Annotated in this window: 23 protein-coding genes and 4 tRNA genes; 13 read left to right on the plus strand and 14 right to left on the minus strand. The window is 50.1% G+C overall.

The genetic code is table 11. The annotated features are described in order from the left end of the window. Positions 1-123: 123 nt before the first annotated feature. Positions 124-591 carry an outer membrane lipoprotein gene (locus DAQ1742_RS12345; RefSeq protein WP_035341299.1) on the plus strand — a complete coding sequence of 156 codons (468 nt, stop codon included), beginning with the start codon at positions 124-126 and terminating at the stop codon, positions 589-591. 267 nt (positions 592-858) lie between these two features. On the opposite strand, the gene slyA is transcribed toward DAQ1742_RS12345, so the two are convergent. Together slyA and DAQ1742_RS12355 are read right to left on the minus strand one after the other, a co-directional pair. Next, positions 859-1,296 (minus strand): transcriptional regulator SlyA, encoded by a 438-nt coding sequence (gene slyA, locus DAQ1742_RS12350; RefSeq protein WP_035341297.1) that lies wholly within the window; start codon positions 1,294-1,296, stop codon positions 859-861. 173 nt (positions 1,297-1,469) lie between these two features. After that, complete coding sequence (locus DAQ1742_RS12355; protein WP_035341295.1) at positions 1,470-1,709, minus strand: DUF1289 domain-containing protein; 240 nt, start codon at positions 1,707-1,709, stop codon at positions 1,470-1,472. A gap of 255 nt (positions 1,710-1,964) precedes the next feature. Here DAQ1742_RS12355 and gloA point away from each other — a divergent pair, with 255 nt between their 5' ends. Together gloA and rnt are read left to right on the plus strand one after the other, a co-directional pair. Further along, entirely contained in the window at positions 1,965-2,372 is a 408-nt protein-coding gene (gene gloA / locus DAQ1742_RS12360) for a lactoylglutathione lyase (RefSeq protein ID WP_035341293.1), read from the plus strand. A gap of 143 nt (positions 2,373-2,515) precedes the next feature. After that, complete coding sequence (rnt, locus tag DAQ1742_RS12365; RefSeq protein ID WP_035341291.1) at positions 2,516-3,193, plus strand: ribonuclease T; 678 nt, start codon at positions 2,516-2,518, stop codon at positions 3,191-3,193. Between the two features lie 47 nt (positions 3,194-3,240). On the opposite strand, the gene DAQ1742_RS12370 is transcribed toward rnt, so the two are convergent. Next, positions 3,241-3,594 (minus strand): Grx4 family monothiol glutaredoxin, encoded by a 354-nt coding sequence (locus DAQ1742_RS12370; RefSeq protein ID WP_035341289.1) that lies wholly within the window; start codon positions 3,592-3,594, stop codon positions 3,241-3,243. A 336-nt stretch (positions 3,595-3,930) separates the two neighbouring features. Here DAQ1742_RS12370 and DAQ1742_RS12375 point away from each other — a divergent pair, with 336 nt between their 5' ends. Further along, positions 3,931-4,977: a C40 family peptidase gene (locus tag DAQ1742_RS12375; RefSeq protein ID WP_180706135.1), complete on the plus strand. Its 1,047-nt coding sequence runs from the start codon at positions 3,931-3,933 to the stop codon at positions 4,975-4,977. A gap of 184 nt (positions 4,978-5,161) precedes the next feature. On the opposite strand, the gene cydH is transcribed toward DAQ1742_RS12375, so the two are convergent. Next, positions 5,162-5,251, minus strand: coding sequence for a cytochrome bd-I oxidase subunit CydH (cydH, locus tag DAQ1742_RS12380; protein WP_158513809.1), 90 nt, complete (start codon positions 5,249-5,251; stop codon positions 5,162-5,164). Between the two features lie 363 nt (positions 5,252-5,614). Here cydH and purR point away from each other — a divergent pair, with 363 nt between their 5' ends. Together purR and cfa are read left to right on the plus strand one after the other, a co-directional pair. Next, positions 5,615-6,640: an HTH-type transcriptional repressor PurR gene (purR, locus tag DAQ1742_RS12385; RefSeq protein ID WP_035341285.1), complete on the plus strand. Its 1,026-nt coding sequence runs from the start codon at positions 5,615-5,617 to the stop codon at positions 6,638-6,640. A gap of 393 nt (positions 6,641-7,033) precedes the next feature. Then, entirely contained in the window at positions 7,034-8,185 is a 1,152-nt protein-coding gene (gene cfa, locus DAQ1742_RS12390) for a cyclopropane fatty acyl phospholipid synthase (protein ID WP_035341283.1), read from the plus strand. A gap of 82 nt (positions 8,186-8,267) precedes the next feature. Here the strand turns inward: cfa and DAQ1742_RS12395 are convergent, their stop codons facing one another. Beyond that, positions 8,268-8,918 carry a riboflavin synthase gene (locus DAQ1742_RS12395; protein WP_035341281.1) on the minus strand — a complete coding sequence of 217 codons (651 nt, stop codon included), beginning with the start codon at positions 8,916-8,918 and terminating at the stop codon, positions 8,268-8,270. A gap of 271 nt (positions 8,919-9,189) precedes the next feature. Between DAQ1742_RS12395 and DAQ1742_RS12400 the strand changes: the two genes are divergently transcribed. From DAQ1742_RS12400 to DAQ1742_RS12410, 3 genes are all read left to right on the plus strand, one after another. Further along, the gene (locus DAQ1742_RS12400) at positions 9,190-10,563 is read left to right on the plus strand and encodes an MATE family efflux transporter (protein WP_035341280.1); all 1,374 of its coding nucleotides are present in this window, start codon (positions 9,190-9,192) and stop codon (positions 10,561-10,563) included. A gap of 154 nt (positions 10,564-10,717) precedes the next feature. Continuing rightward, positions 10,718-10,794 (plus strand) — tRNA-Val (locus DAQ1742_RS12405). 4 nt (positions 10,795-10,798) lie between these two features. Beyond that, a tRNA-Val gene (locus tag DAQ1742_RS12410) sits at positions 10,799-10,875 on the plus strand. A gap of 100 nt (positions 10,876-10,975) precedes the next feature. Here the strand turns inward: DAQ1742_RS12410 and DAQ1742_RS12415 are convergent. Beyond that, positions 10,976-11,872 (minus strand): LysR family transcriptional regulator, encoded by an 897-nt coding sequence (locus DAQ1742_RS12415; RefSeq protein ID WP_035341278.1) that lies wholly within the window; start codon positions 11,870-11,872, stop codon positions 10,976-10,978. Between the two features lie 155 nt (positions 11,873-12,027). On the opposite strand from DAQ1742_RS12415, the gene DAQ1742_RS12420 reads away from it, so the two are divergent. Then, the gene (locus DAQ1742_RS12420) at positions 12,028-13,179 is read left to right on the plus strand and encodes an NADH-dependent flavin oxidoreductase (RefSeq protein WP_035341276.1); all 1,152 of its coding nucleotides are present in this window, start codon (positions 12,028-12,030) and stop codon (positions 13,177-13,179) included. Between the two features lie 460 nt (positions 13,180-13,639). Here DAQ1742_RS12420 and DAQ1742_RS12425 read toward each other — a convergent pair. Beyond that, positions 13,640-13,715, minus strand: a tRNA-Asn gene (locus tag DAQ1742_RS12425). Between the two features lie 122 nt (positions 13,716-13,837). Continuing rightward, positions 13,838-14,629: a DgsA anti-repressor MtfA gene (mtfA, locus tag DAQ1742_RS12430; protein WP_035341275.1), complete on the minus strand. Its 792-nt coding sequence runs from the start codon at positions 14,627-14,629 to the stop codon at positions 13,838-13,840. A 94-nt stretch (positions 14,630-14,723) separates the two neighbouring features. Between mtfA and DAQ1742_RS12435 the strand changes: the two genes are divergently transcribed. From DAQ1742_RS12435 to DAQ1742_RS12445, 3 genes are all read left to right on the plus strand, one after another. Beyond that, positions 14,724-14,813, plus strand: a tRNA-Ser gene (locus DAQ1742_RS12435). Between the two features lie 380 nt (positions 14,814-15,193). Beyond that, positions 15,194-15,541, plus strand: a complete 348-nt coding sequence (gene yajD, locus DAQ1742_RS12440; RefSeq protein ID WP_012770157.1) for an HNH nuclease YajD — start codon at positions 15,194-15,196, stop codon at positions 15,539-15,541. 383 nt (positions 15,542-15,924) lie between these two features. Then, positions 15,925-17,115: a cytochrome P450 gene (locus DAQ1742_RS12445; protein ID WP_035341273.1), complete on the plus strand. Its 1,191-nt coding sequence runs from the start codon at positions 15,925-15,927 to the stop codon at positions 17,113-17,115. Positions 17,116-17,236: 121 nt separating this feature from the next. On the opposite strand, the gene DAQ1742_RS12450 is transcribed toward DAQ1742_RS12445, so the two are convergent. The 6 genes from DAQ1742_RS12450 to licT form a co-directional block, all read right to left on the minus strand. Next, positions 17,237-17,713, minus strand: a complete 477-nt coding sequence (locus tag DAQ1742_RS12450) for a GNAT family N-acetyltransferase (RefSeq protein WP_035341272.1) — start codon at positions 17,711-17,713, stop codon at positions 17,237-17,239. Between the two features lie 256 nt (positions 17,714-17,969). Then, the gene (locus DAQ1742_RS12455) at positions 17,970-19,151 is read right to left on the minus strand and encodes an alpha/beta hydrolase-fold protein (protein WP_035341270.1); all 1,182 of its coding nucleotides are present in this window, start codon (positions 19,149-19,151) and stop codon (positions 17,970-17,972) included. A 55-nt stretch (positions 19,152-19,206) separates the two neighbouring features. After that, positions 19,207-20,805 (minus strand): carbohydrate porin, encoded by a 1,599-nt coding sequence (locus DAQ1742_RS12460; RefSeq protein ID WP_035341269.1) that lies wholly within the window; start codon positions 20,803-20,805, stop codon positions 19,207-19,209. Between the two features lie 128 nt (positions 20,806-20,933). Beyond that, complete coding sequence (locus DAQ1742_RS12465) at positions 20,934-22,331, minus strand: glycoside hydrolase family 1 protein (RefSeq protein WP_035341267.1); 1,398 nt, start codon at positions 22,329-22,331, stop codon at positions 20,934-20,936. A 29-nt stretch (positions 22,332-22,360) separates the two neighbouring features. Further along, positions 22,361-24,256, minus strand: coding sequence for a PTS beta-glucoside transporter subunit IIABC (gene bglF / locus DAQ1742_RS12470; protein WP_035341266.1), 1,896 nt, complete (start codon positions 24,254-24,256; stop codon positions 22,361-22,363). A gap of 305 nt (positions 24,257-24,561) precedes the next feature. Continuing rightward, positions 24,562-25,407, minus strand: coding sequence for a BglG family transcription antiterminator LicT (licT, locus tag DAQ1742_RS12475; RefSeq protein WP_035341264.1), 846 nt, complete (start codon positions 25,405-25,407; stop codon positions 24,562-24,564). Positions 25,408-25,774: the final 367 nt, after the last annotated feature.

The raw sequence follows: 25,774 nt of genomic DNA on the forward strand, positions 1-25,774 counted from the left end.
TAAACAGCATTTAAACCGGTGGCATCGTTCTTTCACCCACCCTCATGAAGCAGTAGATAATTCGTCGGCTCAGGCTGCACGCCCCGACGCAGCAATAACAGCAATATTAAAAGGAGCTTTTTTATGATGAAACGTTTTCTCGTGATCACTCTTGCGAGTATCACTCTGGCCGGTTGTGCCAATACCAGCACCCTGTCAGGAGACGTTTACAGTGCATCTGATGCCAAACAAGTTCAAACTGTGACCTACGGCACCGTTGTTTCTACTCGTCCGGTACAGATTCAGGCTGGCGATAAAGATAATGCTGTGGCCACCGTTGGCGGGGCTATTCTGGGTGGGGTTCTGGGTCACACTCTCGGTGGCGGTACAGGTAAAACCGTCGCGACGGCTGTTGGCGCAGGCGCAGGCGCTCTGGCTGGTAATGCTATCGGCGGTGCCGCAAACCGCGTTCAGGGCGTTGAGCTGGAAATTCGTAAAGATGATGGTACAACCATCATGGTGGTACAAAAGCAGGGCGACACCAAGTTCCACGCAGGCCAGCGCGTAGCAATGGCCAGCAACGGCAGCGCTGTCACCGTTTCTGCACGTTAATTCCTGAAAAACAATCACCACCGTTTGGTGGTGATTGTTTCTCTTTATTTCCTTTCACATTGCTAGTCTGTTCTGCGCATCCGCACCGCCACAACATGCTAATACCACCCGTATGTGCATCGCTGCAATGTCGCTGCTCTGCCCCCTAAAATTATTCAGAGGCGAATGTGACTGATCTCGTTTTGCGAAATTTTCACAACAATAATTCACATTAGTGTTACTAAAAATCAAATAGCGATTCGTCACAATATTTACTTATTCTATTAATCAGGATTGGCTCTCATGCAGTGCTAAAATGTTTTTTTCCAGTCGTGAGATAATTGTCGCCAGTTCATCGACCTCTTGCGGTGTAATGCCATCTAATATTTCGCTACGCGTTTGATCAATTACATCATTAACCGCCTGAATGATGGGATCTGCCATATCGGTTAACAATATACGCTTGGCACGACGATCGTGGGTACATATATGGCGGGTAATTAATCCTTTATCTTCAAGTTGATCCAATGTCCTTACCAGCGAAGGTTGCTCTATTCCTATGGCTTTCGCTAGCTGAATCTGGGACTGTCCAGGCGGCAACTGGTGGATATTATGCAGTGTGACCCAGTGCGTTTGCGTGAGCTCCAGCGGCTTCAATCGGTGATCAATCAAAGCTCGCCATACACGAACCAACCGGGCTAAATCAGAACCTAACGGCAATTCCATCACTTCTCCTTATAGTTAGCGTACTAAGATACATCCCTGGATTGCAATCAACTCTGATTTAAAACGAACGTTAAATAGAAAATGTTTTATTGTTGTTGTGCCATTCTAGCAAATAATAATTAATTAAAAATGATCCTGAACTTAATTTATATCATTAAATATCACCATGTCATTTAAAACAAGGTGGGTTGATCTGTCTGCGTAGACGTTGAATTTTTTTCACTTCGCTGAGCGCGTCGCATACGCTGACGGCACAAACGCAGCACATCCTGTTTTTGCGCATCGCTCATGGCCTGCCAATTAAAACGTTCATTGCGGCTTCGCAAGCAGCCACGACAAAAACCACGGTCATCGGCCTGACAGATCCCACGACAGGGATTAGGAACGGGAAAAAGCTCAAGCTGTTCCGCCACAAGACCTCCTTATCAGACCTCTTTTATTGAAGCCTTGATCGTTGTCACTGGCAAGTATGGCATCAGGCCAATACGCGAATAATCGCCATTTTACCGCATATCGCCGCTTTTTCCAGCCAATCACCGGCACACAACCGGCCAGATATTTGTGCTCTGCCCGGCAACAACGCTATACTCGGCCTCTGTTGTTTCAGGCAAGTCACTCGCCTGTACCGTCAGTGGCAGTTAACCCACAGTCTCAAGATAGGGGTCATTATGCGTTTACTTCACACTATGCTGCGCGTTGGCGACCTGCAACGCGCCATTGATTTTTATACCAAAATACTGGGCATGCGTTTACTGCGCACCAGCGAAAACCCGGAATATAAATACTCTCTGGCATTTGTCGGTTATAACGAGGAGAGCGACGGTTCAGTCATTGAACTGACGTATAACTGGGGTGTAGACAGTTACGAGATGGGCAGCGCTTTTGGTCACATCGCGCTGGGCGTCGATGATGTTGCGGGTGCCTGTGAGCGTATCCGGCAGGCAGGTGGCAAAGTGACCCGTGAAGCAGGCCCGGTTAAAGGCGGTAACACCGTTATTGCGTTTGTTGAAGACCCTGATGGCTATAAAATCGAGCTGATTGAACGTGCTCAGGCCGGCCAGGGACTGGGGAACTGACCTCCTGCCGGTTTTCTTTTTCAGGTGTCAGCCGACACCTGCCTTTCGCCGTCATCGGGCGGCGTGACCTGCTTGCCTGCTGCATCCCATGGCAGAATTTGCCATAATGTGCATTGTATGTTGCTGAAGAAATTAAAAAACGAATGGCCGAAAAACATAACCTGAACGCCCTGAATGCACGTTTCCGTGGTTTTTATCCCGTGGTAATCGATGTGGAAACAGCAGGATTTAACGCGAAAACCGATGCATTACTGGAAATCGCGGCTATTACGCTGAAAATGGATGAAAGCGGTTGGTTAAAACCAGACGAAACATTGCATTTCCATGTTGAGCCTTTTGAAGGGTCAATTTTGCGCCCGGAAGCATTGGCCTTCAACGGCATCGACCCGAAAAACCCGTTGCGGGGTGCGGTCAGTGAATACGAAGCGTTGCACGAAATCTTCAAACAGGTACGCAAAGGCATTAAAGATCAAGACTGTAATCGGGGCATCATCGTAGCGCACAACGCCACCTTTGATCACAGTTTTCTCATGGCGGCGGCTGAACGTTGCAGCCTTAAACGCAATCCTTTCCATCCATTTGCCACGTTTGATACCGCGGCACTCAGTGGCCTGGTACTCGGCCAAACCGTGCTGGCCAAAGCCTGCATCGCAGCCGGTATTACGTTTGATGCCAGTCAGGCACATTCGGCTTTATATGATACTGAACGCACGGCAGAACTTTTTTGCGAGCTGGTCAATCGCTGGAAACGCCTTGGCGGGTGGCCGCTTTCGGCTGGAACAGAGAGTGGCACGCCGTCTGCTATCGGCGCAGAAGAATAACGCCATACGACATCAGGCAACAGCCGTTGCCTGATGTCTGGCCCGCATCAAGCCTGGGATTCATCCCCTTGCTGGAGTCTGTACTTATCGGCGGTTTCTTTGATCAGTGGTTGCAATTCCCCGCGCTGATACATTTCAATCACGATGTCACAGCCCCCAACCAGTTCGCCATCAACCCACAGTTGCGGGAACGTCGGCCAATTAGCGTACTTAGGTAATTCGGCACGAATATCCGGGTTCTGCAAAATATCCACATAGGCAAAGCGCTCACCGCATGCTGACAACGCTTGTACCGCCTGGGCAGAAAAACCACAGCTTGGCAGCTTGGGAGAACCTTTCATATACAGCAGAATCGGGTTTTCAGCGATCTGACGCTGAATTTTTTCAATTGTGGTCGTCATGGTTTATGCTTCCTTAAGCGCGTGATGCCCTATCAGTTAATGTCGGGCATAGAATTGCGGCCAGGCGCACCCCGCCGCTTCTCGTTCTATAATCAGGTATTCTAACGATAGCGATGGCCACAAAAAAACGCTATCTTTTGTAGGGTTTTACGATTTCGCATTCTCCCTGCGCTCAATCAGCGGTTGCTGATGGATAATTAAGCAAAAAATGGCCGTTGTTAACGTTTTCTCACTATTTTGTAGTAATAAAAGCCCTATCCCCACTTTTTTATCAGGCCATTTTGGGGAATACTGTAAAGATTGAACGATTGAGGACACCATTCGGTCAGCATTATTATGCGGTTATTTATTACGCTTTTTTTATTATTTTTCAGTAATCTGTTTTTTAATCTGGCACAGGCTACGCCTCACAGTAACGCTGTTTTACCACGCAAAAGCGGTGTGGCGACGGCGAATAAAGCCGTGGATGATGCTAAAAAAAATAAGACGGCGAAAAGTGCTAAAAAAAGCGCCAGTGCCACACCGGCCAAACCAGCACAAAAACACACAACAGCATCGGCTAACACCGCCAGCCACACGACTGCCACCTCACACACCAAAGCAGCCACAGGCAAAGCAGCTGTAGCTTCGACAGCCGCACGCAGTCACACGGCCAGCAACAGTAAAAAAGATAAAAAAGAAGAGAAAGGTTCTGTTGCTAAATCATCACAACCTGCGGGCAAAAACGCTAAGAAAACCCTCACTGAACAGGCAAAAAATGCGCACACGCAGCCGACAAAAGTCGCTCACGCCAGTGCCAAACACCCGAACAGCGAGCCACACTCTGGCTCCGGGCATACCACGGCAAAAAACCAAAAAGGCAAATCTGCCACTACGCATACAGCGACACTAGCCGCCAATGCCCATCATGGTAAGAATAAAAACGATAAGATGAGCAAGTCAGGCATAGCCATGAACCCGGCACACCAAAAGCGCTATCAGCACGCCAAGCAAACGGCAATGAATAAGCTCATGAGCCAGATTGGCAAACCTTATCACTGGGGGGGACGACACCCTATTTCTGGTTTTGATTGCAGCGGGCTGGTGTATTACGCCTACAAAGACGTGGTGAAAATTTCCATTCCACGAACGGCCAACGAAATGTTCCATTTACGCGATGCCGCCCCCATCAAGAAGAGCGAACTCGAAAGCGGCGATTTGGTGTTCTTTCGGATAACAAATCGTGGTGCAGCAGATCACGTTGGCGTTTATCTTGGTAATGGCCGCTTTATTCAATCGCCCCGAACTGGCTCTGACATAAAAATCAGCAAGTTAAGTGAAGATTATTGGCAGGATCACTACGTAGGCGCTCGCCGTGTGGTTACGCCAAAAACCATGCGCTAATGACACCACTGTCATAACTCTACCGCCAGCCCCCTCACCAGATGAAACAAGCCCCGAAAGCGCATCTGCTCATTCGGGGCTTGTTTCATCATTATTTTGCACGCGACAAAAAATGCGGCCGCGGTGATATCACATCTGCGCGAGAGGAGCCATCAGCCAATGGTGAGTCTCCGCGTACTCAGGGTTAATTCAGCACCGCACTCATGCTAAATATCACAATCACCGTCAGCGCAACGACTGTCGTGAACAACGACATTTTCAAATTCGTATCCATAAACCATCTCCTGTATTTGACAAATCGGTGGGCCATCACATCATCAGAATAGATGGATACCGATGAAAAGCATAATCAATATCTTGCCTATTATATGAAGGACGTTTAAAAAAACCGCTTTCCCCATCACAGAGATAACACGAATTACCTCTTCCACTTTTGAGTTAAATCGGCCAAAATTCGCGGTTTACTGTATGCACTGCGTTGGCCGCCCTCCCGGCTCCCCTTCCGGCTACACTTCGGCATGTCTCCTCCTGAAAATAGTGTTTGGCTGGAGAAGAATTCACGCAGGCAAACGATTAACAACATATTTACTGCTGTAACAGATACGTTGCTGTTACAACTGTTCAGGAGTCACCTAAGATGGCAACGATTAAAGATGTGGCAAAGCGCGCAGGCGTTTCGACCACAACCGTATCACACGTGATCAATAAAACACGTTTCGTCGCCGAAGAAACCAAGGCTGCGGTGCGTGCCGCCATCGAGGAGTTACATTATTCGCCAAGCGCGGTGGCACGCAGCCTAAAAGTGAATCACACCAAGTCTATCGGTTTGCTGGCCACATCCAGTGAAGCGCCCTATTTTGCTGAAATTATTGAAGCGGTAGAAAACAGTTGTTATGCCAGAGGCTATACGCTGATTTTGTGTAATTCCCACAACAATCTGGACAAGCAGCGCGCTTATCTGTCGATGCTGGCACAAAAGCGTGTCGATGGTCTGTTGGTGATGTGTGCTGAATATCCACCGGCACTGTTGTCGATGCTGGCCGATTACCGTCATATCCCCATGGTAGTGATGGACTGGGGGGAAGCGCACAGCGATTTTACCGACACAATTATCGATAACGCCTTCGCGGGCGGTTATATGGCAGGCCGTTATCTGATTGAGCGCGGGCATCGCGATATTGGTGCGATCCCCGGCTCACAAGAGCGTAACACTGGCAGCGGGCGCTACCTTGGTTTTCTTAAAGCGCTGAAGGAAGCCGATATTACGATACGCGAAGAGTGGGTGGTGCAAGGCGACTTCGAACCAGAGTCCGGCTATAAAGCCATGCACCAGATTCTGGCACAAAAACACCGCCCCACCGCGGTATTCTGTGGTGGTGATATCATGGCGATGGGCGCTATCTGTGCGGCTGATGAGCTGGGCTTGCGGGTACCTCAGGATATTTCGGTGATAGGGTATGACAACGTTCGCCATGCGCGCTATTTCACTCCGGCACTGACTACCATCCATCAGCCCAAAGAGCGCCTCGGCCAGGCCGCATTCTCCATGCTGCTTGATCGCATTACCAGCAAACGTGAAGAAGCACAGACTATCGAAGTTCACCCAACGCTGATAGAGCGCCGCTCCGTTGCTGATGGCCCGTTTGTGGACTATCGCCGCTAAATTGCCCCTTATCTTCATGCCTGTGGGGTTCACTTTCAGCCCGCCTGATTGAATCTATTGTGCGGCCCACGCCAGTCGAATCTTGCCGACAGGCGCGGGCAGTCATAAACTTGTCATTGCCTTTAACGACAATAATCATCATGTGACGATGCAGGATTGTGATGGCTCCTCACATCGCCCATTTTGCTGCCCTGCTCATTGAGCGCCACGGTGCGCATAATCACCACCGCCTTTCCGCGCCCAGTGGCAGACGCCTTTCGTAGCCGCTTTTCTCTTGAATACCGCTGAGTCTTCAGGGCCAGACGATGGATTGAGTCCACCGAATGTTCTTCATGGGTACAATGGTCTAACGAATTCCTTGCACTGCAATGTTGGCAAGGTAGGGGGGAAGTGATGAGCTCATCTTACGCAGAGGATCTGGGGAGTGCTGGCACGTCCTGGTTCCAGATAGTCAATAATATGCTGGCGGGCGCTGGTATTACTATCAATGGCTCGCACCCGTTTGATATACAGGTGAAAAATCCCAATTTCTACAAACGGATATTGCGGGAAGGTTCACTGGGGCTCGGCGAAAGTTATATGGATGGCTGGTGGGAGTGCGAGCGCCTGGATATGTTTTTTCATCGCGCTTTACGTGCCGGGCTGGAAAACCAATTGCCGCACCGTTTGCATGACACGCTGCGGGTACTGCTGGCAAGAGTGATAAACCTGCAATCCCGCCGCCGCGCATGGAGGGTGGGCAAGGCGCATTACGACCTCGGTAATGATCTTTTCTCACGTATGCTTGACCCGCACATGCAGTACTCTTGCGCTTACTGGAAACACGCCGAAACGCTCGAACAGGCACAGCAAGACAAGTTGCATCTGATTTGCGAAAAATTGCAGCTACGCCAGGGAATGACCTTACTGGATATCGGCTGTGGCTGGGGAGGCCTGTCAGCCTTTGCCGCACGCCATTATGGCGTTCGCGTGACCGGTATTACCATCTCGCGTGAGCAGCAGACGCTGGCACAGCAACGCTGCCAGGGCCTGGATGTGTCTATTCTGCTGCAAGACTACCGTGACATGCACCAGCCATTTGATCGTATTGTTTCTGTGGGGATGTTTGAACACGTTGGCCCTAAAAATTATGACACCTATTTTCAGGCAATCAGGCGTAACCTCAAGCCCAATGGGCTATTTTTACTCCACACCATCGGAGCAAATGCGACCAACCTGAAAGTCGACCCCTGGATCAATAAATACATTTTTCCCAATGGCTGCCTGCCTTCGGTTCAACATATCGCAACCGCCAGCGAACCTTATCTGGTCATGGAAGACTGGCACAATTTTGGTGCCGACTATGACCGTACACTGATGGCATGGTATCAACGCTTCCAGCAACACTGGCCTGTTTTATCCAGCCACTACTCCACGCGTTTTCAGCGCATGTTTAGCTATTACCTTAACGCCTGCGCAGGTGCATTCCGCGCACGCAATATTCAGCTTTGGCAGGTGCTGTTTAGCGTTGAGGGGGTTGAAGGAGGTCTGCACGTCGCACGCTAATCGGTTCGGCACAAGACCTCACGGTTTCATCCAGGAAGCATAATCCGGCGGCATAATCACACGCTTTGCCGCCGGGTGAGGGTTATTCGTCCTGCGCTGACGCCGCTTCTTCCTGTTGCCGGGCCAGCTGTGCTGCCATTACGCGCTCAACCGAATCAACAATCGCCTGTGTTTGCGGGTCTATTTCAATATTGATGCTATCACCGAGCCGCTTTTGCCCCAGCGTCGTCCTCTGGAGCGTTTCCGGGATCAGGTGAACACAGAAGCGGCTGCGTGTCACCTCCCCTACCGTCAGGCTGATACCATCAATACCGATGAACCCCTTGTGCAGCACATATTTCATCAGCGTGGCATCCGACAGACGGAACCAAATCTGGTGATTATTTTCTGAGGTCAGGATCTTTACTATCTCTGCTGTGCACATAATATGGCCGGACATGACATGCCCGCCAATTTCATCGCCATATTTGGCTGCACGCTCAACATTAACCCGATCGCCCACCTGGATATCACCCAAATTAGTCAGGCGTAATGTCTCTTTGATCAAATCGAAACTCACGCGATCGCCGTCAATCTCCGTTACCGTCAGGCAACAGCCGTTATGCGCCACAGAGGCTCCAGGCTCCAGGCCCGGCAGCAGTTCGGCAGGTAACTGGATAACATGAGTGCGGAAATTGGGTTTTTCATCGACAGACACGACCGTCGCCGTGCCCTGAACAATACCGGTAAACATGATGGTGTTCTGGCCTCCTGAATCGGGAATAAACGCGATGAATACAACCGTCGCGTCTTTTCCTTATATTGGAATAACCCGCAAACGTATTCATCGAATGAACGGCAGTGTGCACCAGATTGACAGGAAAACCAAACGGAACTCACCAGCCAGTTCAGGCATTGGTTTACGACGGGTAAATCGTTACAATGCATTATCTTTTTTTACGAATAAAGGATGATTGTCTTTCTCGTAGCGAGATCTCTCTCAATCCTGTTCTAGGAAGGTTTTTGTGCAGAAGTATTTATCAGAAGCGCGCCATCTGCTGGCGCTGGCGATCCCCGTCATTATCGCGCAAGTCTCGCAAACCTCCATGGGGGTGGTGGATACCATCATGGCTGGATCTTACAGCGCAACCGATATGGCTGCCGTTGCGGTGGGCACCTCTATCTGGTTACCGGTCATTTTGTTTGGGCATGGCTTGCTAATGGCCCTCACACCGGTTGTGGCTAACCTGAATGGCTCCGGCAGGCGTGACCGTATCGCCCATCAAACCCAACAGGCGTTTCTGCTGGCCGCCATGATTTCTGTCGCCACCATGTTTGTACTCTATCAAGGGCAATATGTTATTCGCCTGATGCATGATGGCGCTCCCGAATTAGCGGATAAAGCCATCAAATATTTACATGCCCTACTCTGGGGAGTGCCGGGCTACCTGTTTTATCAGGTTCTGCGCAGCCAGTGTGAAGGGTTGTCAAAAACCCAACCGGGAATGGTTATCGGTTTTATCGGCTTGCTTATCAATATTCCCATCAACTACATATTTATTCACGGCAAACTGGGTATGCCGGAGTTGGGGGGAGTGGGCTGTGGTGTCGCGACGGCCTCTGTTTACTGGATAATGATGATATTACTGGGGGTGTACTCACGCCACGCCTACTGGCTAAAGGACATCCGGCGGCAGAAAAAGCGCCTGGAGCCGGACTGGGCGGTATTAAAACGCCTGTTCGGACTGGGGCTCCCGGTTGCACTGGCGATGCTATTTGAAGTGACTCTGTTTGCTATCGTCGCCCTGTTGGTACTGCCTCTGGGGGTGGTGGATGTTGCCGGGCATCAAATTGCGCTCAACTTCAGTTCACTCATGTTTGTATTACCGTTATCCGTCGGCGTTGCCGCCACTATCCGCGTTGGGCACCGGCTGGGAGAAAAAGCGGTGGATGCTGCCCGCATCGCCGCCCACACCAGTATTCTTACCGGCATTCTGCTGGCTGTCTGCACGGCGATTTTTACCATCACGCTGCGCGGGCACATCGCAATGCTCTACAATAAAGACCCCGCGGTGGTAGCAATGGCCTCGCACCTGATGTTACTGGCCGCGGTTTACCAGATTTCTGATGCAATACAGACCATTGGCAGTGGTGTTCTGCGCGGTTATAAAGATACCCGTGCCATCTTTTTCATCACGTTTATTGCCTATTGGATGCTGGGGCTGCCGGTAGGTTATCTACTGGCGCTGACCGACATACTGCTACCTCGCATGGGGCCTGCCGGTTTTTGGTGGGGGTTTATTGTTGGTCTGACATCATCGGCAACCATGATGGTATTACGCATCCGTCGGGTGCAGCGCCAACCTGTTGCACACATTCTCGCCAGAGCGGCGCGATAATCTGTCAGTACGCCGCTAAAAATGCGGCGTACTGCCCATAAGCTGTGCAATCAGTCTGTTGATAGCAGTATTTTTGTTTTTTCCCCTTGCCAGCATCCAGGTAGCCCGTTAATATTCGTCCCCGTCGCCGCCTGGCGATGATGTTTAAACAAATGCGTTCATAGCTCAGTTGGTTAGAGCACCACCTTGACATGGTGGGGGTCGTTGGTTCGAGTCCAATTGAACGCACCATAATGCGACCGTAGCTCAGTTGGTTAGAGCACCACCTTGACATGGTGGGGGTCGGTGGTTCGAGTCCACTCGGTCGCACCAATCATCTATAGCACACGATAGAAATTCAAATTACCCCGTTTGTTACCCCAATAACATAATCTCGCAGTGGCACACTGAAGTTGACCCCATGAGTTGACCACTACAACGAGCGATATCGAAGGGTTTCGACAAACAAAGAAAACGCGGAAGAGTGATGCCTGCGGTTAGGGTAGTAGAGATGATAGCCTGGGATGGTCGTTGTAAACTTACCAAGAACCTGGACAAGGCTGCCGTTATCAATACATTGCTGCACCTGATCCCGATGGATACACGCCAGACCATGCCCATCAAGTACCGCATCAACCAGAAGATTAATCGTATTCACTACCAGTTGCCCCTGTCCCCGTACTCGTATTTCTCGTCCGTCACTCAGTAGAGGCCATCCAATCAATGTGCCGGATGTCGGCAGGCGAAAATTGATGACGCTATGGTCAATCAGTTCTGCGGGCGTTGTCGGTGCCGGACGTCTTGCCAGATAAGCCGGGCTGGCAACGATAACCATCGGGATGTCGGGACCAATCCGCACTGCAATCATGTCCTTGTCAATATCGCCCCCCAGGCGAATACCCGCGTCAAACTGATTGGCAACGACGTCTACCAGCGCATGATCAACACTGATCTCAATATGAATATCGGGATTGTCTGCCAGCAACGATTTCATGGCAGGCATGAGTATGGTCTTGGCTGCATGCTCCACCGTCGTTATCCGGATTGTTCCAGAAGGCCGGTCACGCAGCTCACCGAGAGAGCCTATCACCGTGTCGAGGTCATGCAGCATAGGGCCAAGTTTCGCAAGCAGACGCTCTCCAGCCTCAGTCGGCGCGACACTGCGTGTCGTACGCGCGAGCAGGCGAAGTCCCACGCGCTCCTCGACGCGACGAACTATCTGGCTAAGGGCGGATTGCGCCATCCCCAGACGAAGCGCGGCTTTCGTGAAGCTGCGCTCCTCGGCAACCACCACGAAGGCGGTCAAATCGGCAATCTCGTCGCGACGCAAAGGCTTCTCCCGCCATGATTAATCACTGAAATGATAAGGCTAAGTGTTTTTATGCCTCTAGTCCACTTAATCGATACCCCTTATCTTAGCCAGCAACACCCTGACCCGGTCCTTCCGGGTCAATATTGTGCCGTAACCATTGCAAGGAAAATTTCATGGCCCATTCAAACCTCCTTTTCGACCATTTCCGCTTTGAAAATGGTATGACACTTAGAAATCGCGTTGTCATGACGCCGATGACTACCTGGTCCGCCAACCCTGACGAAACCATCTCAGATCAAGAGGTTGACTACGTTCGCGCCCGCGTCAGGGATGTCGGCATGGTTATCACTGGCTGTACGCACGTTACACCGGAAGGGGTCGGCTTTACGGGTGAGTTCGCTGCCTACGATGACCGTTTCATACCCAGCTTGCGTAAACTGGCGCAAGCCGCAAAGAGTGGCGGAGCTCCCGCCATCCTGCAAATCTTTCATGCAGGCAGCAAGGCTGTGCCGGAACTTGTTCCAGATGGACGGGTCGTAGGCCCCAGCATGATGGAAGCACCCGCCAGTCTGTTCAGCAAGGGGGGGAATACCGTCACGGCACTGACACATGATGAAATTGAGAACATCATCAGGGCATTCGCTGACGCGACGCGACGCGCGATCGACGCAGGCTTCGATGGCATTGAATTACATGGCGCACACGGATTCCTCCTTCAGGATTTTTTCTCGCCTCTGGCTAATCACCGCGACGATGATTGGGGCGGCTCGCTGAGCAACAGACTTCGCTTCCCGTTGTCTGTTGTTCAGGCCGTCGGGCAGGTCATCAAGGCGCAGACTGACCGGCCTTTTCTGTTGGGGTACCGTATCTCACCTGAAGAACAGGCTGACGGCGGGTTGCGGCTCGCGGATACCAATATACTGATCGACGAGCTGATCAACGCCGGCGTTGATTATCTTCATGCGTCACTGCACGACGTGCTCAATGGCAAGCCGATTGAGGATGACAGTGGCAAGACGACGACGCAATTGCTCATTCAGCATGTGGCCGGGCGCGTTCCGTTGATCGCTGCGGGCGGGCTAAAGACGCCGGCGCAGGCACAAGCGGCTCTGGACGCGGGCCTCTCGTTGAGCGCAATCGGCCAGGCGCTGGTCATGAATCCAAACTGGGTCGCACTGGCCAAGGCCGGTCGCGCGCATGACATTGTCAGCGTCCTTGATCCCGTATCGGTACCGGACCTGAGCATTCCAGAAAATCTGTGGGCGGTCATCATGATGGCAAAGGGTTGGTTCCCGCTGGCTGAAACCGGGCAAGCGACCGAGTGACACCTTGCGGCTGCCGCGACGGCTCTCATCCATACGGTGTCACGGTAAATTTCACACCGGATACGCGAGGTGATTGCCGTGCTCACTTGCCAGGCCCCAGTCCTGCCCGGTAGTACGGCCGGACGCGACAACGCCCAAAAGGGACTGGGCAACCGGTGTTCAAAGCAGATTTAACAGGCACATTTGGCGGCCTGTACGGGTATTAGGGTTTGAAATAATATGAACTTCACCACCTTTTCGGATGGTTTGGCGTTTTTTACTTTAATATCAGCAAGTGGCATGACGGTTCCCTCCGATTGCTGGTAAAAACGAAATCGAACCCGCTTTACCCGCATTTTTACCAGCAAACAGGTATGGCTTCGAGTGGTTTTGAATGGATGAAGATGAACCTAAAGAAAGGGATAACCCATTGATAAAATGCAAAAAACCAGATGTCAGTAGACATCTGGTTTCTTTAAATTGGCTCCTCTGACTGGACTCGAACCAGTGACATACGGATTAACAGTCCGCCGTTCTACCGACTGAACTACAGAGGAATCGCTGGAACGGGGCGAATATTATCTGTGGTGCCTTTGAGTGTCAACGGGCAATACAAGGATTTTATCTCGATTGCTTGGCTTATGTACAACGCGGTGAAAATTGCCGCACTTGCCACCCTTCATTCGGTTCTATCATTAGATAGCTGTTGTTGTTGCCACTGTTGCAAACGCGCCAGCGGATTCTGGCGATAAAATTGACAAAAATGTTGATATACCAAGGGGAAACGATCGGCCAGCAAGTCAGGAGCACTAAAAAAATACTCGGATAGTACCGCAAAACACGCCGCCGGGCTGGTCACCGCATCGGCATCCATACTGGCAGCGTCTTCACCAACCAGCTCAATTTCCTCACGTAATTCAGCCATCGCGGCATGGAGCGCTCGCTCCCAGCTTGCGACCTCGCGTAACGGTATTTCAGGCACACCGGATGGGCGCTCATTGCCCCGTTGGTCAAGGGTGTGAGCGACTTCATGAATAACCAGATTAAACCCAGATAAATCAAACGAATCCTGAATTTCCAACCAGTTCAGCATCAACGGGCCCTGCCGATCGCCGCGTTGCGACGGCGCAATTTCTGGGCCACGGTGCACAAGCCCGAATTCATCCACCCACTCATCATCAACAGCAAATGGCGCAGGGTGAATCACTACATCATGGAAACCATCGAGCCATTCAATACCCAACGCCATTACCGGCAGGCTAAACAACAAAGCAATGCGCTGTACCATTACCTCGGTGAGGACTACGCCTTGCAGTGGAATAAGCCGTTTCTGGCGCAAAAACTGCTGTGCCAGTGTGACAAGCTGCTGTTGCTCCGCTGAGGTTAAAGGGGCCAGCAGCGGAATGGATAGTGCGGGCTGCCAGTTTGGTTCGCTATCGCGCGAAAAAGACTTCCATTGCCACTTCATCATGGTGTTGCTCGCTAAGTCATCACTTGAATTCAAAGGCGTCGGTTTGCACTTGTTAACATGCCATAAAACAGGGCATCATATGCGTCACTTTTACGGAGAGATGCCGGAGCGGCTGAACGGACCGGTCTCGAAAACCGGAGTAGGGGCAACCCTACCGGGGGTTCAAATCCCCCTCTCTCCGCCAATCATTAAATAAAATCAAAAATTTACTATCAATTCTTGCTTCTGCCTTGCATAAGATCATGCGTAAAAAAGCCATTGGCCGCGGCTTTCTCTGACTCACTCATTTCTATCATGTTGTATTCTGTCGAGCATTCATTTTTCCCTCCTCTGGCTCACACTCTCAAAACAATTTATCTTTAGGTCATTGTTGGCATGAGAGAATCTGCTCTGGCTGACGTGGCCCTGACCCAAAATCCTGCTCCATTCAGAAACAGAATTCCGGCATGGTAAACATGCCGGTGCCGGAGGGGACAGGGATTGACATGTGCGCTACGGTCTCTTTCTGTTCCATAATATGGGATAGATTGTAAAATGAACGCTTTATAACAGGTGGCATCAGCAATGGCTTTGATCCCAAAAAATTACTCGCGGCTGGAAAGCGGTTATCGTGAGAAAGCACTAAAAATCTATCCATGGGTGTGTGGGCGCTGCTCACGGGAGTTTGTTTATTCAAACCTACGCGAATTAACGGTTCACCATATCGATCATGACCATACCAATAACCCGGAAGATGGCAGCAACTGGGAGTTGTTGTGTCTATATTGTCATGACCACGAACACTCGAAATACACGGAAGCCGAGCAGTACGGTACAACCGTTGTGGCGGGAGAAGACGCGCAAAAAGATGTGGGTGTAGCAACCTATAATCCCTTTGCCGATCTAAAGTCGATGCTTAATAAGAAGAAATAGTGCCAGCAACGCCCGCTTTTGGCTCTGCCCTGCAAGGGCTGCTACGAGCGGTGAATTCAGCGGGCCGATGCCTTCTCAAAACAGAAGGCTTCGCTCTTGTCTGAGAGCCCCAGGAGATAACGCACGCGGCTCCGCGGCCCCCGCCTTACTCTTTCTACCCCAATTACCTCCCCAACGCACTGGCTTCAATTCAGATAGTTAGTGACCCGTCATTTCTTCATTTTAGGAATTCAGGAAGTCACTTTGTAACGCAATGGTATTATTTTAAATGTAAAGTATCTAAACCCTATTGATGAGATCTAAGGACACAAACAAAAGCAACATGCCTGGCGCGTTATTACTTGTCAGCACATTTTTAATTATGAATATCAGAAGGATAACCTATGCAGCTTCATGAACTGATGGACCCACAGTATTCTGAAAATCCCTTTCTTCTCTACCGTAAACTCCATGAACAGGGGCCGTTTATCCGGGCCAGTGAGAACGCCATGATCAGTGGCAGCCACGCCATTGTGGAGGCGCTGCTAAATGACCGTCGTGCTGGTAAAAACTACATTGAGAGCGTCCGGCTGCGTTTTGGCGATAAGCTTGCAGAACGGCCCGTATTCCAGGGGATCAACAAAATGTTTCTCGTCATGAATCCTCCCGAACATGGCCGGTTGAGGGGGCTTATCATGAAGTCCTTCGGCACAAAAGAGATTCCGCCGCTCAAAGAAATGGCCCTTACTGCGGGGAATGCTCTGGTTGACGCCTTTATTGACCGGGGCTCATGCGATTTGGCAAAGGAATTTGCGTTTCCTTTACCGGTTCGGATCATCTGTCAAATGTTAGATTTGCCTGAGTCCGATGCTCCGGTACTTGGCGATGCCGCATCGGCACTGGTAAAAATTTTCGACCCCCAGATAACAGAAACTGACCTTCTGAAGGCCGGGGAAGGCTTCTCCACGCTCCACGCCTATTTCAGTGCATTAATCATTTCTCGTCAGAAAAATACCGGCAATGATCTGGTGTCACTTTTCCTCGGCAGTGAGAACGATAGTGATAGGTTGCAGCACGATGAAATTATCGCCAACGTCATACTGCTGTTTATTGCTGGACACGAAACCACATCAAACATGATATGCAATGCCGTGTTGGCCCTGCACAACAATCCTATGGAGCTGGAACTGTTGAGGCAGGATGACACGCTGATCCCCGGAGCCGTTTCAGAGTGTCTCAGGTATGACAGCTCCGTTCAGATGTTATATCGCACAGCGCTGGAGGATATGGATGTGCTGGGGCATCACATCAAGTGTGGAACTAACCTTTTTCTTATTCTGGGTGCAGCCAACCACGATCCCGCTGTATTTTCCTCACCGGAAAATCTGAATATCAGGCGCAAGGAAGGGCGCTGTCTGTCTTTCGGCGGCGGCATACACCACTGTCTGGGATATCGGCTCGCGCTTGCGGAAATGGAAGCTGCACTGCATATCCTGCTGACCCGCCTGCCAACAATGCAGCCGATGATGCCAGGCCTCAGGCGTAATCACAGGGCAAACCTGCGGGGCGTTAACGCGCTGCCTGTCACCTGGTAAACCAGAGAGGCTTAAATCATTATGGCCGTTATACCTTATGACTGGCCAGGAATGCGGCGCTTAACAGGCAGCGTTAAGCGGCGAGCATGGTATCCATCTTACTCTGGCTATTCTTAGTGCATCAGCCCGTGATGGCCTTACTCATGTTGACCCCCGTAATACCAAATCCATTGCTCTCGTAGATATGTCGGGCACGGGTATTATCGCCAGCAACACGTAGTCTGATTTCTTTAAAACCTTTCTTCCGTAGATGCTCTTCAAAAGCACAAAGAGTTTGTTTACCAAGCCCCATTCCCTGACAGGCGTTGAAAATATGAAAATCACAGATAAAAACACTACTCATAATTGTATCTGGTTTATACCAGAGATAACCGATATGCCTGTCCGTTTGCTCTGACCGTTCAACAAGACACAATAATACGTGTCCATGAGTGTTGACGCCCTCCGTTAGCGATTCCGATATTTCCTTAGTCGCTCTTACGAGAGAATCAGCCGGGGAAAGTCTATAGTTTGACCGTATCTCATCCGCATAATCAGAAATAAAATAGTCGAGAAAAGCTGGATACTCTTCTTCAGTCATCGAACAAAAAGAGATCATCCCTTACTCCTTAGCAGTAGTTCCTACAACAACATTGAACACCATTAGTCACGCTGGCGACTCCGGAGCGTCAATATAATTCATTTCTGAGGACTGGCTGTAGTCCCTCCGGTTTTTAGTACCTTCGTCAATATTCTTCGCCAATATTGCCACCCTCAGGAGGGGGCGTGATTTCATTGCACAAGAAATGGGATTAATGGCAAACACAAACGGGCAGAGTCCCCCTGCCCGTTTGTGTTTCATACTGCGTTATGGGTTATTTAAATAATTTCTGCACAAACTCACTATACGCAGGCCGCCACACATCCATTTCGTGCCCAAGGCCTGGATACAGTTTGTAGTCAAAATGCACCCCCTGCTGCTCCAGCTGTGCTTTCAAACCTGCAATATCCTTCCCGGTCACCGTATCTTTTTCACCCACGACCACCGTAAAATTACGCAACTGTTGATTCACAACCGCTGCATGGCCCAACTGTGCCGTCACCTGTGGGTTGGGTACGGTTTCCGTCGTCACGCCGCTAAAGGTTGCCAGCCAGCCAAAGTGTTCCAGATGGCTCATGCCGGATACCAGTGCCTGATATCCCCCTTGTGATAACCCGGCCAGGGCTCGCCCATCAGCATCGCGGCGCACATGAAAACGCTCGCTAATCAACGGAATAATTTCATGAATTAACTCTTTGTCAGCCGCAGCGGCATTACGCGGATAAAAAGTCTTACGCCGCTCTTTCGGTGGGAAATCTTCCGGTATCGCCTCAGCGGTCTCCGTTTCCGTATCGGGAATAACGACCAACATGGGCACAATCTTTTTCTGTGCCAGTAAATTATCCATGATTTGCGGAATACGCCCTTGTGCCACCGCTGAATAACCGCTATCACCAAAGCCATGATAAAAATAGAGCACGGGTAACGGCGTGCCGGAAGCGCTATAACCCGGCGGAGTCCAGATATAGAGTTGCCGTTCTGATTTCAGTGACGGTGAAGGGTACGTCACGGTGCGCAATTCGCCGTGGGGCACCGCCCGGGTATCGAGCAAACTGCCAGGCACCAGAATCATACTGGTATTAACCTGGCGTTGTGGTTTAGGAAACGCTGAACCGGTATCGATACTGCGAAAACCATCAACATTAAAGAAATACTCATACAAATTAGGCTGTTGAGGTGGCGACTGCCAAGACCAGACACCCAATTCGTTTTTACTCATCGGATGGGCAACCCAGGTTTCAGGCGTCGCCCCGGTGACAACGCTCACCTCGCGTGCCTGCGGTGCGAACAGCCTAAAGGTAATACTGTTATCGGCATTCACCCGTGATACATAATGCCGCGTTGCGACATCAATACGCGGCAGTGCCGGAATACCATCTGCCGCCAGTGAAGCAAATGGCGCACACAGGCTCAGTGAAGACAGCAAGAGTGCGAGACAGCCTTTCCTGGTTTTCATGTTTAACCTCTTATTGTAGGGGTAGCGTAAATTGCCAAGTACAGAGGTGGTGAACTCACCACCAGACCTCCGCCTGCACACCGGCGGTAAATTGGTTTTTCTTGCTGTCGGCAAATGTGAACTGATCAAGCTCATTATCCAATACCCGAATATAGGTTCCGTAGAAGCGAATTTCCGGGCGCGAAGCCAGCATACTGGTATCCACTTTAATCGTGTGAAATAACGTGGTTTTATAGCCTGACTCAGTCAACGATTGCCCCGCCTGAGTTTTATTCGTTTGGCTGAAATAGCCGAGCTCAACACCGGTTTGATGGTATTGCCCCCAGATATAAGCAGGCCGGAGCACCGCCCTGACACTGTCAAAATCCGTATGTGCCCCGGTGTCATAGCTATAGACATCATGACCACGGGTATATACCAGCGCATTAGCCACGATAACATCCGGGCGCAGATACATCTCACCTTGCGATATTAATCTCAACGCCGTACCACCGCTGTGATCGCCATAATATTTACCGTTTACCGCAACAAACGGGCTGGAACCCGCATAACGCGCCAGGCTACTGGCAATCGAGTTATTGGCCAGTTGTGCAGTAAACTCATTAAACCCGTTATTAGGTAATGACTGACGCACAACAACGCCACCCAGCCAGGCGTCTTTCATTGGAAAATAATTGTTGTTGGTTTCATTATTTTTCTGGGTGTCATTTTTATTGGCCATGGCATATTTGCCAAGTACCATCAGGCTGGCCCCATTCCACAATGGAATGCCCTTGTAGCGTGCTTCTACCGCATTGGTATTCACTTGTTGAAACTGTGTCAAACTTCGATTGTAGACATCAATATCTTCGCGGGTTAATGCCACATCCAGCGCACCAACGCCCCACTTGATATTCTCTACGCCCATGCCTGCGGCTGAATCTGTTTTATTACTTTTCCAGTCCAGCATTTGAATCTCATACACGGATAATGCATGTTTACCGACCCAAAAATCCGCTTCTGGTGCAAAGGGCAAAAAGCCGTTGGTGGTTAAATAAATATCAGAGAACTGCAACTTATTTTCATTGCTACTGTCTTCACCAAACCAGCCACCGGAGTAGGATTGCCCGACATTGCCATCAAGTTTTATCACGCCATAGGCTGATTTCCCGTCTTTATTAAAAACCCGTTGTTTTAAAATCAGGTCATACCAGCTGGTATGCTCGTTACCAAAACGCCCCAGCGAACCAATGGCCCAGGATTTGGGCGAACCTTGTGAACCGCTTGCCCAACCGGATCGAAAATACCCTGAATAGGTAAAGCCGATATCGTCTTTCACTGCCTGACTCAATTCATGGATAGTCATGGTCGGTCGATTTTCGGTTGACGTTGTAGCAGGTAACACGCTTTTTTCTGCAAGCGATGCAACGCTTTTTCCGGCCAGTGAAGAAGAATTATTTGCCGTTATCGGGCGGGGTTGATGATTACTGACCAGTGCAGTCGTTTTATTCTGCTTTTCTTGTTCTTTATATCGCTGTAATTCCTGCCTGGTTTCTTTTAAATCTTTTTCCAGTGCAGCCAGCCGCTGTTCAATACTCAGCGGTGCTGCCGTTGCGATAAAAGAAACCGGATATAACAGACTCAATATGACCAATGTGCTGTTTTTTATTTTCATCACGTTCTTTCCCCGTCACTTTGTTAAAAAACCAGAAATAGAAAAAAAGCGTTTCGCCCTGCTGCCATTAAGCAGGCAAGTATTAACCACCTGCGGATGGTTTATCCGCAGGTTAATCAATAAAAAGTTTATCGGGTCAGCGTTTTTCCCTGACTGGAAATAACAGATTGATACCAATAGAAGCTTTTTTTACGCCGCCGTTCAAGTGTCCCATTCCCATTGTCATCTCGGTCAACATAAATAAAACCATAGCGTTTTGACATCTCAGCCTTTGAGGCACTAACCAAATCGATGGGCCCCCAGCAGGTATATCCTAATACCTCAACGCCATCGGCAATCGCTTCACTGACCTGTACCAGATGATCGTTTAAGTACCGAATACGATAATCGTCATGAATTTCGCCATTTTCTGTCACGGTATCTTTAGCACCTAAACCATTCTCAACAATGAAAAGCGGTTTCTGATAGCGATCATAAAGTACATTCAATAAATAACGCAGCCCTATTGGGTCAATTTGCCAACCCCATTCAGAACTTTCCAGATGAGGGTTGGGCACCATATTGAGAATGTTGCCACGCGTTTTCTCACGCTGCGCTTCATCCGTACTGACACAGCCGGTCATATAATAACTAAAAGAAATAAAATCCACGGTGGACTGCAAGTCCAGCTTATCCTGTTCGGTTACCGCCAGTGTGATGCCATGCTCGCGGAAATACCGCCACATATAGCCGGGATAAGCACCGCGTACCTGCACATCGCCAAAAAATAACCATTCCCGGTTTTGATGCAGGCTTTCCATCACATCCTGTGGTTTACACGTTAATGGATAGAGCATCGCGCCCAGTAGCATATTGCCAATCTGTGCATCGGCAATCAGCTCATGGCAGGCTTTTACCGCCCTGGCGCTGGCAACCAGTTGATGATGAATGGCCTGATAAATCGCCCCTTTATCACTGTTTGTCGGCAAACCCACACCGGTAAAGGGGGCATGCAGCGACATATTGATTTCATTAAACGTCAGCCAGCGTTTGACTTTGTGACGGTAGCGCTCAAAAACCACCCGGGCATAGCGCTCAAAACAATCGATGGTCAGCCGATTTGCCCAACCGCCATATTTTTTGACCAGTCCATAAGGCATTTCATAATGCGAGAGCGTAACCAACGGTTGAATGCCGTATTTCGCCATCTCGTCAAATAGCCGGTCATAAAATGCCAATCCGGCTTCATTCGGCTGCGTCTCATCCCCTTCAGGGAAGATACGCGTCCAGGCAATCGAGGTGCGCAGGCAGGTAAACCCCATTTCAGCAAACAGCGCGATATCCTGTGGGTAGCGGTGGTAGAAATCAATCGCGACATCTTTGATACCGCTGTCACCCGGTGTGCGCTCTGCAATATCGCCAAAGATACCCTGTGGCTGTAAATCTGAGGTGGACAACCCTTTCCCCTCAGCCTGATAGGCACCTTCTACCTGATTGGCGGCAATGGCTCCGCCCCAAAGAAACTGCGCCGGAAAAGGACTACTCATCACTGACTCTCCTGTATAGATTTCACTCATCACTGCCGCGCCAGTTGTAGCAGCGGGGCCTTGGCCTGCACACTGCCTCTGGCGGCGGCTTCAACCACCCGATACTCTTCACTGTTGGTAATCACAATTGGGGTCGTGAGATCGTATCCCGCGGCCACAATCGCGGCGTCATCAAATTCCAGTAACACGTCACCTTGACGCACCACATCACCGACCCGCACATGTGGCGTGAAATGACGCCCATCAAGCCGCACGGTGTCCAGCCCGACATGGATTAAAATTTCGGCTCCATTGCTGGATGCCAGCCCTATCGCATGGTGGGTTTTAAACAAAGAGGCGATAGTGCCATCAGCCGGGGCATATACCCGACCTTGCGCTGGCCGAATCGCAATCCCTTTTCCCATCACCCCGCTGGCAAAGGTTTTATCTGCCACACTCTCCAGCGCCACCACCTCTCCAGCCAGCGGGCTGCACAGCATTTCGTCTCGCACGGTAATCGTGTGTGAATGCTCCGTGGATGCGGCAGCAGGCGTTTGTGCTGCCAGCACTTGCGGCTCCATTTTAGGAATGCCAAACAGGTAAGTGGCTAACGAGGCAAAAGTAAAAGCGGCCAATATGCCGATGATTGCGGCCCAGACACTGTTGTCCACACCGCCCGGCGGGATTATCTGCGTAAAGGTAAAGATGCTGGGAAATCCAAATGAATAGATGGTGGTATGAAAATACCCCATCACCGCCGCGCCCAGCGCACCACCGATACAACCAAAAATAAAAGGCCGACGCAGCGGTAATGTCACCCCATAAACCGCAGGCTCGGTAATACCAAAAATGGCCGCCGAAAACGCAGACCCGGCAATACCTTTTCGTTTCATATCCTGTGTACGTAGCAGCACACCCAGTGTTGCACCCGCCTGCCCCAGTACCGCCGGTGTGAGCAGCGGCAGCAGCGTGTCGTGCCCCATGACACTCAGGTTATTAAGCATCAATGGTACAAACCCCCAGTGCAGGCCAAAAATTACGCACACCTGCCAGAACGCTCCCATCACCGCCCCCGCCAGCAGCGAATTCAGACCGTATAGCCACTGATATCCACCAGACAACATCTGGCTTAGCCAGGTGGCGGTCGGGCCAATAAGCAGAAAAGTCAGCGGCACACTGATGACAATACAGAGCAGTGGTGTAAAGAAATTGCGGATATTCGTATGTAACCAGCGGTTTAACGGCTTCTCCAGTTTGCATGACACCCAACTGGCAAACAGGATAGGAATAACCGATGAACTGTAATTAATGAAGGTAATGGGGATACCCAAAAAATTCAGGATGGCGTGTTCTGGCTGCTGCGCGGCAGTAAAAGCAGCGATCATGCTGGGGTGAACCAACGTCGCACCAATAACCAATGTGGTAAAAGGGTTCCCGCCAAATTTTTTGCCCGCGGTATAACCAAGAACAACCGGAAAAAAATAGAACAACGCATCACTGGCTGCAAACAGCAGTTTATACGTGCCACTGTTTTCTGTTATTACCTGAGTGGCAATACCCAGCGCTAAAAACCCTTTCAAAATCCCCGTTGCCGCCATCACGCCAATAAACGGAGTAAAAATGCTGGAAATAATGTCGATGAATCGGGCAAACATACTCTCTTTGGCGCTTTCGTCGCCTGCCCCCTCACCGGCATCGGCCATGTCATCGAGCGCCATTAATGCCTGATAAACATCGGCGACCTGGTTGCCAACCACCACCTGAAACTGCCCACCACTTTCTACAACCATAATGATGTCAGGGTTATTTTTCAGTACAGTTATATTGGCTTTGGCGTTATCTCGTAGTTTAAATCGCAGCCGGGTGGCGCAGTGTATCACACTGATGATATTGCTCCGTCCACCGACACCATCCCTTATTTCACTGGCTAACGTTTCATTATTCATCGCTGCATCCTTAATACTTACACTATCCCTGAAAAATATGGCTGATCATTCAGAATAATTTCATCACTGCCATTTTCAGGACGAAAAAAAACCTGAACCGTCTCTTCGCAGTGATTATCTGCAAAAACAGTTCAGGTTTTGCCTGTATTCTTTGAAACAAAGATACAGTCACAATCCAATTTTCATGCCTCAGAGATTACCGGTTATTTCCCTTCTTGCAAGACATAAAAACACCCATTGTTTATTTTGTGACGAACTGCAATTTTTACTTCTTACAATTTTCACTTTCTGCTATTTCATCACCCTCATGTTGACTCCTGTAATTCAGCCCGGACACGTTCAATATGGATAGTCAAAAACATGAGTTCTTCTTTTGTCAGGGTATAACCATAATTCAACGTAATATGCTCTTGTATTTTTTCAGCACAGCGATAAGCCAACCGGTATTTCTCCTTCACGACATCATGCAATGACTCATCCTCACTGAAAACCGGAGACTGCCCTATCAGACGTTGGGCAAAAAATTTCAGGTGCGTGACAAAGCGGTGGTAACTGAACGCCTGCTCATTGTAGTCAAGATGCAGTTGATATTTGACGATATTTAAAATCTCCTGCATCACCCGGGTGATTTTCACCACTTCGGGCATGTGACTGTCGAGTTGTGCGTTCACGAAATGCAGGGCGATAAACCCGGCCTCGTCTTCCGGCAAACGCACCCCCAGACGCCGTTCAATAATATCCAGCGCCGCCAGGCCGACGGCAAACTCTTTCTGATACAAACGCCGCACTTCCCACAGCAAGCCGTTACGAATATCCACCCCTTGCCGATGGCGCTCAATAGCGAAATAGCAGTGATCGGTCAGCGAGAGGTATAAGCTGTTTTGCAATGTGCCTGGCAGCGTTTCCTTGGCCAGCGCAATAATCCTGTCAGTGGTCGTGACGACCTCCAGCGGGATGCGGTCAATCACTTCACTCAGCCGAGCCGTCAGCTCACTGCTACGCAGCGAAAAAATCTTCTCAACCAGCGCCTGTTCAACGTCATCCCCCGGCCGCTTTTTAAAACCCAGCCCTCGACCCATCACGACCTGTTCACTGCCCTGCTCATCGATGACCGTAACAACGTTATTATTTAATATTTTGGCGATTTTCATTGTCTGAGCCCTGAAAACAAAAAAACCAGACACTCGCAACGGGTGCGAACATCTGGTTTTGCCTGCCGATACAGTAACAATCCTCGAGCAGTAACAACCCTGGTTATTCACAGTCATGATGCAAAAACCGCACTGACCGGATAGACCTCATCCCTGTTAACTTACCACCCGCCAGCCAACGCTCAAGTCTGTGGTAACGGAAACGTGAGCCGGATCGACACAAAACAGACGCAAGCCATTCGGTAAAGGCCCCTGCCATGACGACGCGGCACACCAGGGCAAGAGCGAACTGACCATCCGCCATCAATCGCTGATTTTTTCGTGCATTTGCGCAACAAGTTTGTGTAAAAACAATAAATCGCGCTTT

The organism is Dickeya aquatica (assembly GCF_900095885.1).
In the GTDB taxonomy this organism is placed as follows: Bacteria; Pseudomonadota; Gammaproteobacteria; order Enterobacterales; family Enterobacteriaceae; genus Dickeya; species Dickeya aquatica.

Excerpts from the sequence above, each read along its gene's own strand:
- rnt (WP_035341291.1), top strand. The coding sequence starts at position 2,516 with ATGGCCGAAAAACATAACCTGAACGCCCTGAATGCACGTTTCCGTGGT.
- DAQ1742_RS12460 (WP_035341269.1), bottom strand. The coding sequence starts at position 20,805 with ATGAAAATAAAAAACAGCACATTGGTCATATTGAGTCTGTTATATCCG.
- mtfA (WP_035341275.1), bottom strand. The coding sequence starts at position 14,629 with ATGATGAAGTGGCAATGGAAGTCTTTTTCGCGCGATAGCGAACCAAAC.
- purR (WP_035341285.1), top strand. The coding sequence starts at position 5,615 with ATGGCAACGATTAAAGATGTGGCAAAGCGCGCAGGCGTTTCGACCACA.
- DAQ1742_RS12445 (WP_035341273.1), top strand. The coding sequence starts at position 15,925 with ATGCAGCTTCATGAACTGATGGACCCACAGTATTCTGAAAATCCCTTT.
- DAQ1742_RS12370 (WP_035341289.1), bottom strand. The coding sequence starts at position 3,594 with ATGACGACCACAATTGAAAAAATTCAGCGTCAGATCGCTGAAAACCCG.
- gloA (WP_035341293.1), top strand. The coding sequence starts at position 1,965 with ATGCGTTTACTTCACACTATGCTGCGCGTTGGCGACCTGCAACGCGCC.
- DAQ1742_RS12395 (WP_035341281.1), bottom strand. The coding sequence starts at position 8,918 with ATGTTTACCGGTATTGTTCAGGGCACGGCGACGGTCGTGTCTGTCGAT.
- DAQ1742_RS12420 (WP_035341276.1), top strand. The coding sequence starts at position 12,028 with ATGGCCCATTCAAACCTCCTTTTCGACCATTTCCGCTTTGAAAATGGT.
- yajD (WP_012770157.1), top strand. The coding sequence starts at position 15,194 with ATGGCTTTGATCCCAAAAAATTACTCGCGGCTGGAAAGCGGTTATCGT.
- licT (WP_035341264.1), bottom strand. The coding sequence starts at position 25,407 with ATGAAAATCGCCAAAATATTAAATAATAACGTTGTTACGGTCATCGAT.
- DAQ1742_RS12465 (WP_035341267.1), bottom strand. The coding sequence starts at position 22,331 with ATGAGTAGTCCTTTTCCGGCGCAGTTTCTTTGGGGCGGAGCCATTGCC.
- DAQ1742_RS12345 (WP_035341299.1), top strand. The coding sequence starts at position 124 with ATGATGAAACGTTTTCTCGTGATCACTCTTGCGAGTATCACTCTGGCC.
- DAQ1742_RS12455 (WP_035341270.1), bottom strand. The coding sequence starts at position 19,151 with ATGAAAACCAGGAAAGGCTGTCTCGCACTCTTGCTGTCTTCACTGAGC.
- bglF (WP_035341266.1), bottom strand. The coding sequence starts at position 24,256 with ATGAATAATGAAACGTTAGCCAGTGAAATAAGGGATGGTGTCGGTGGA.
- slyA (WP_035341297.1), bottom strand. The coding sequence starts at position 1,296 with ATGGAATTGCCGTTAGGTTCTGATTTAGCCCGGTTGGTTCGTGTATGG.
- cydH (WP_158513809.1), bottom strand. The coding sequence starts at position 5,251 with ATGGATACGAATTTGAAAATGTCGTTGTTCACGACAGTCGTTGCGCTG.
- cfa (WP_035341283.1), top strand. The coding sequence starts at position 7,034 with ATGAGCTCATCTTACGCAGAGGATCTGGGGAGTGCTGGCACGTCCTGG.
- DAQ1742_RS12375 (WP_180706135.1), top strand. The coding sequence starts at position 3,931 with ATGCGGTTATTTATTACGCTTTTTTTATTATTTTTCAGTAATCTGTTT.
- DAQ1742_RS12450 (WP_035341272.1), bottom strand. The coding sequence starts at position 17,713 with ATGATCTCTTTTTGTTCGATGACTGAAGAAGAGTATCCAGCTTTTCTC.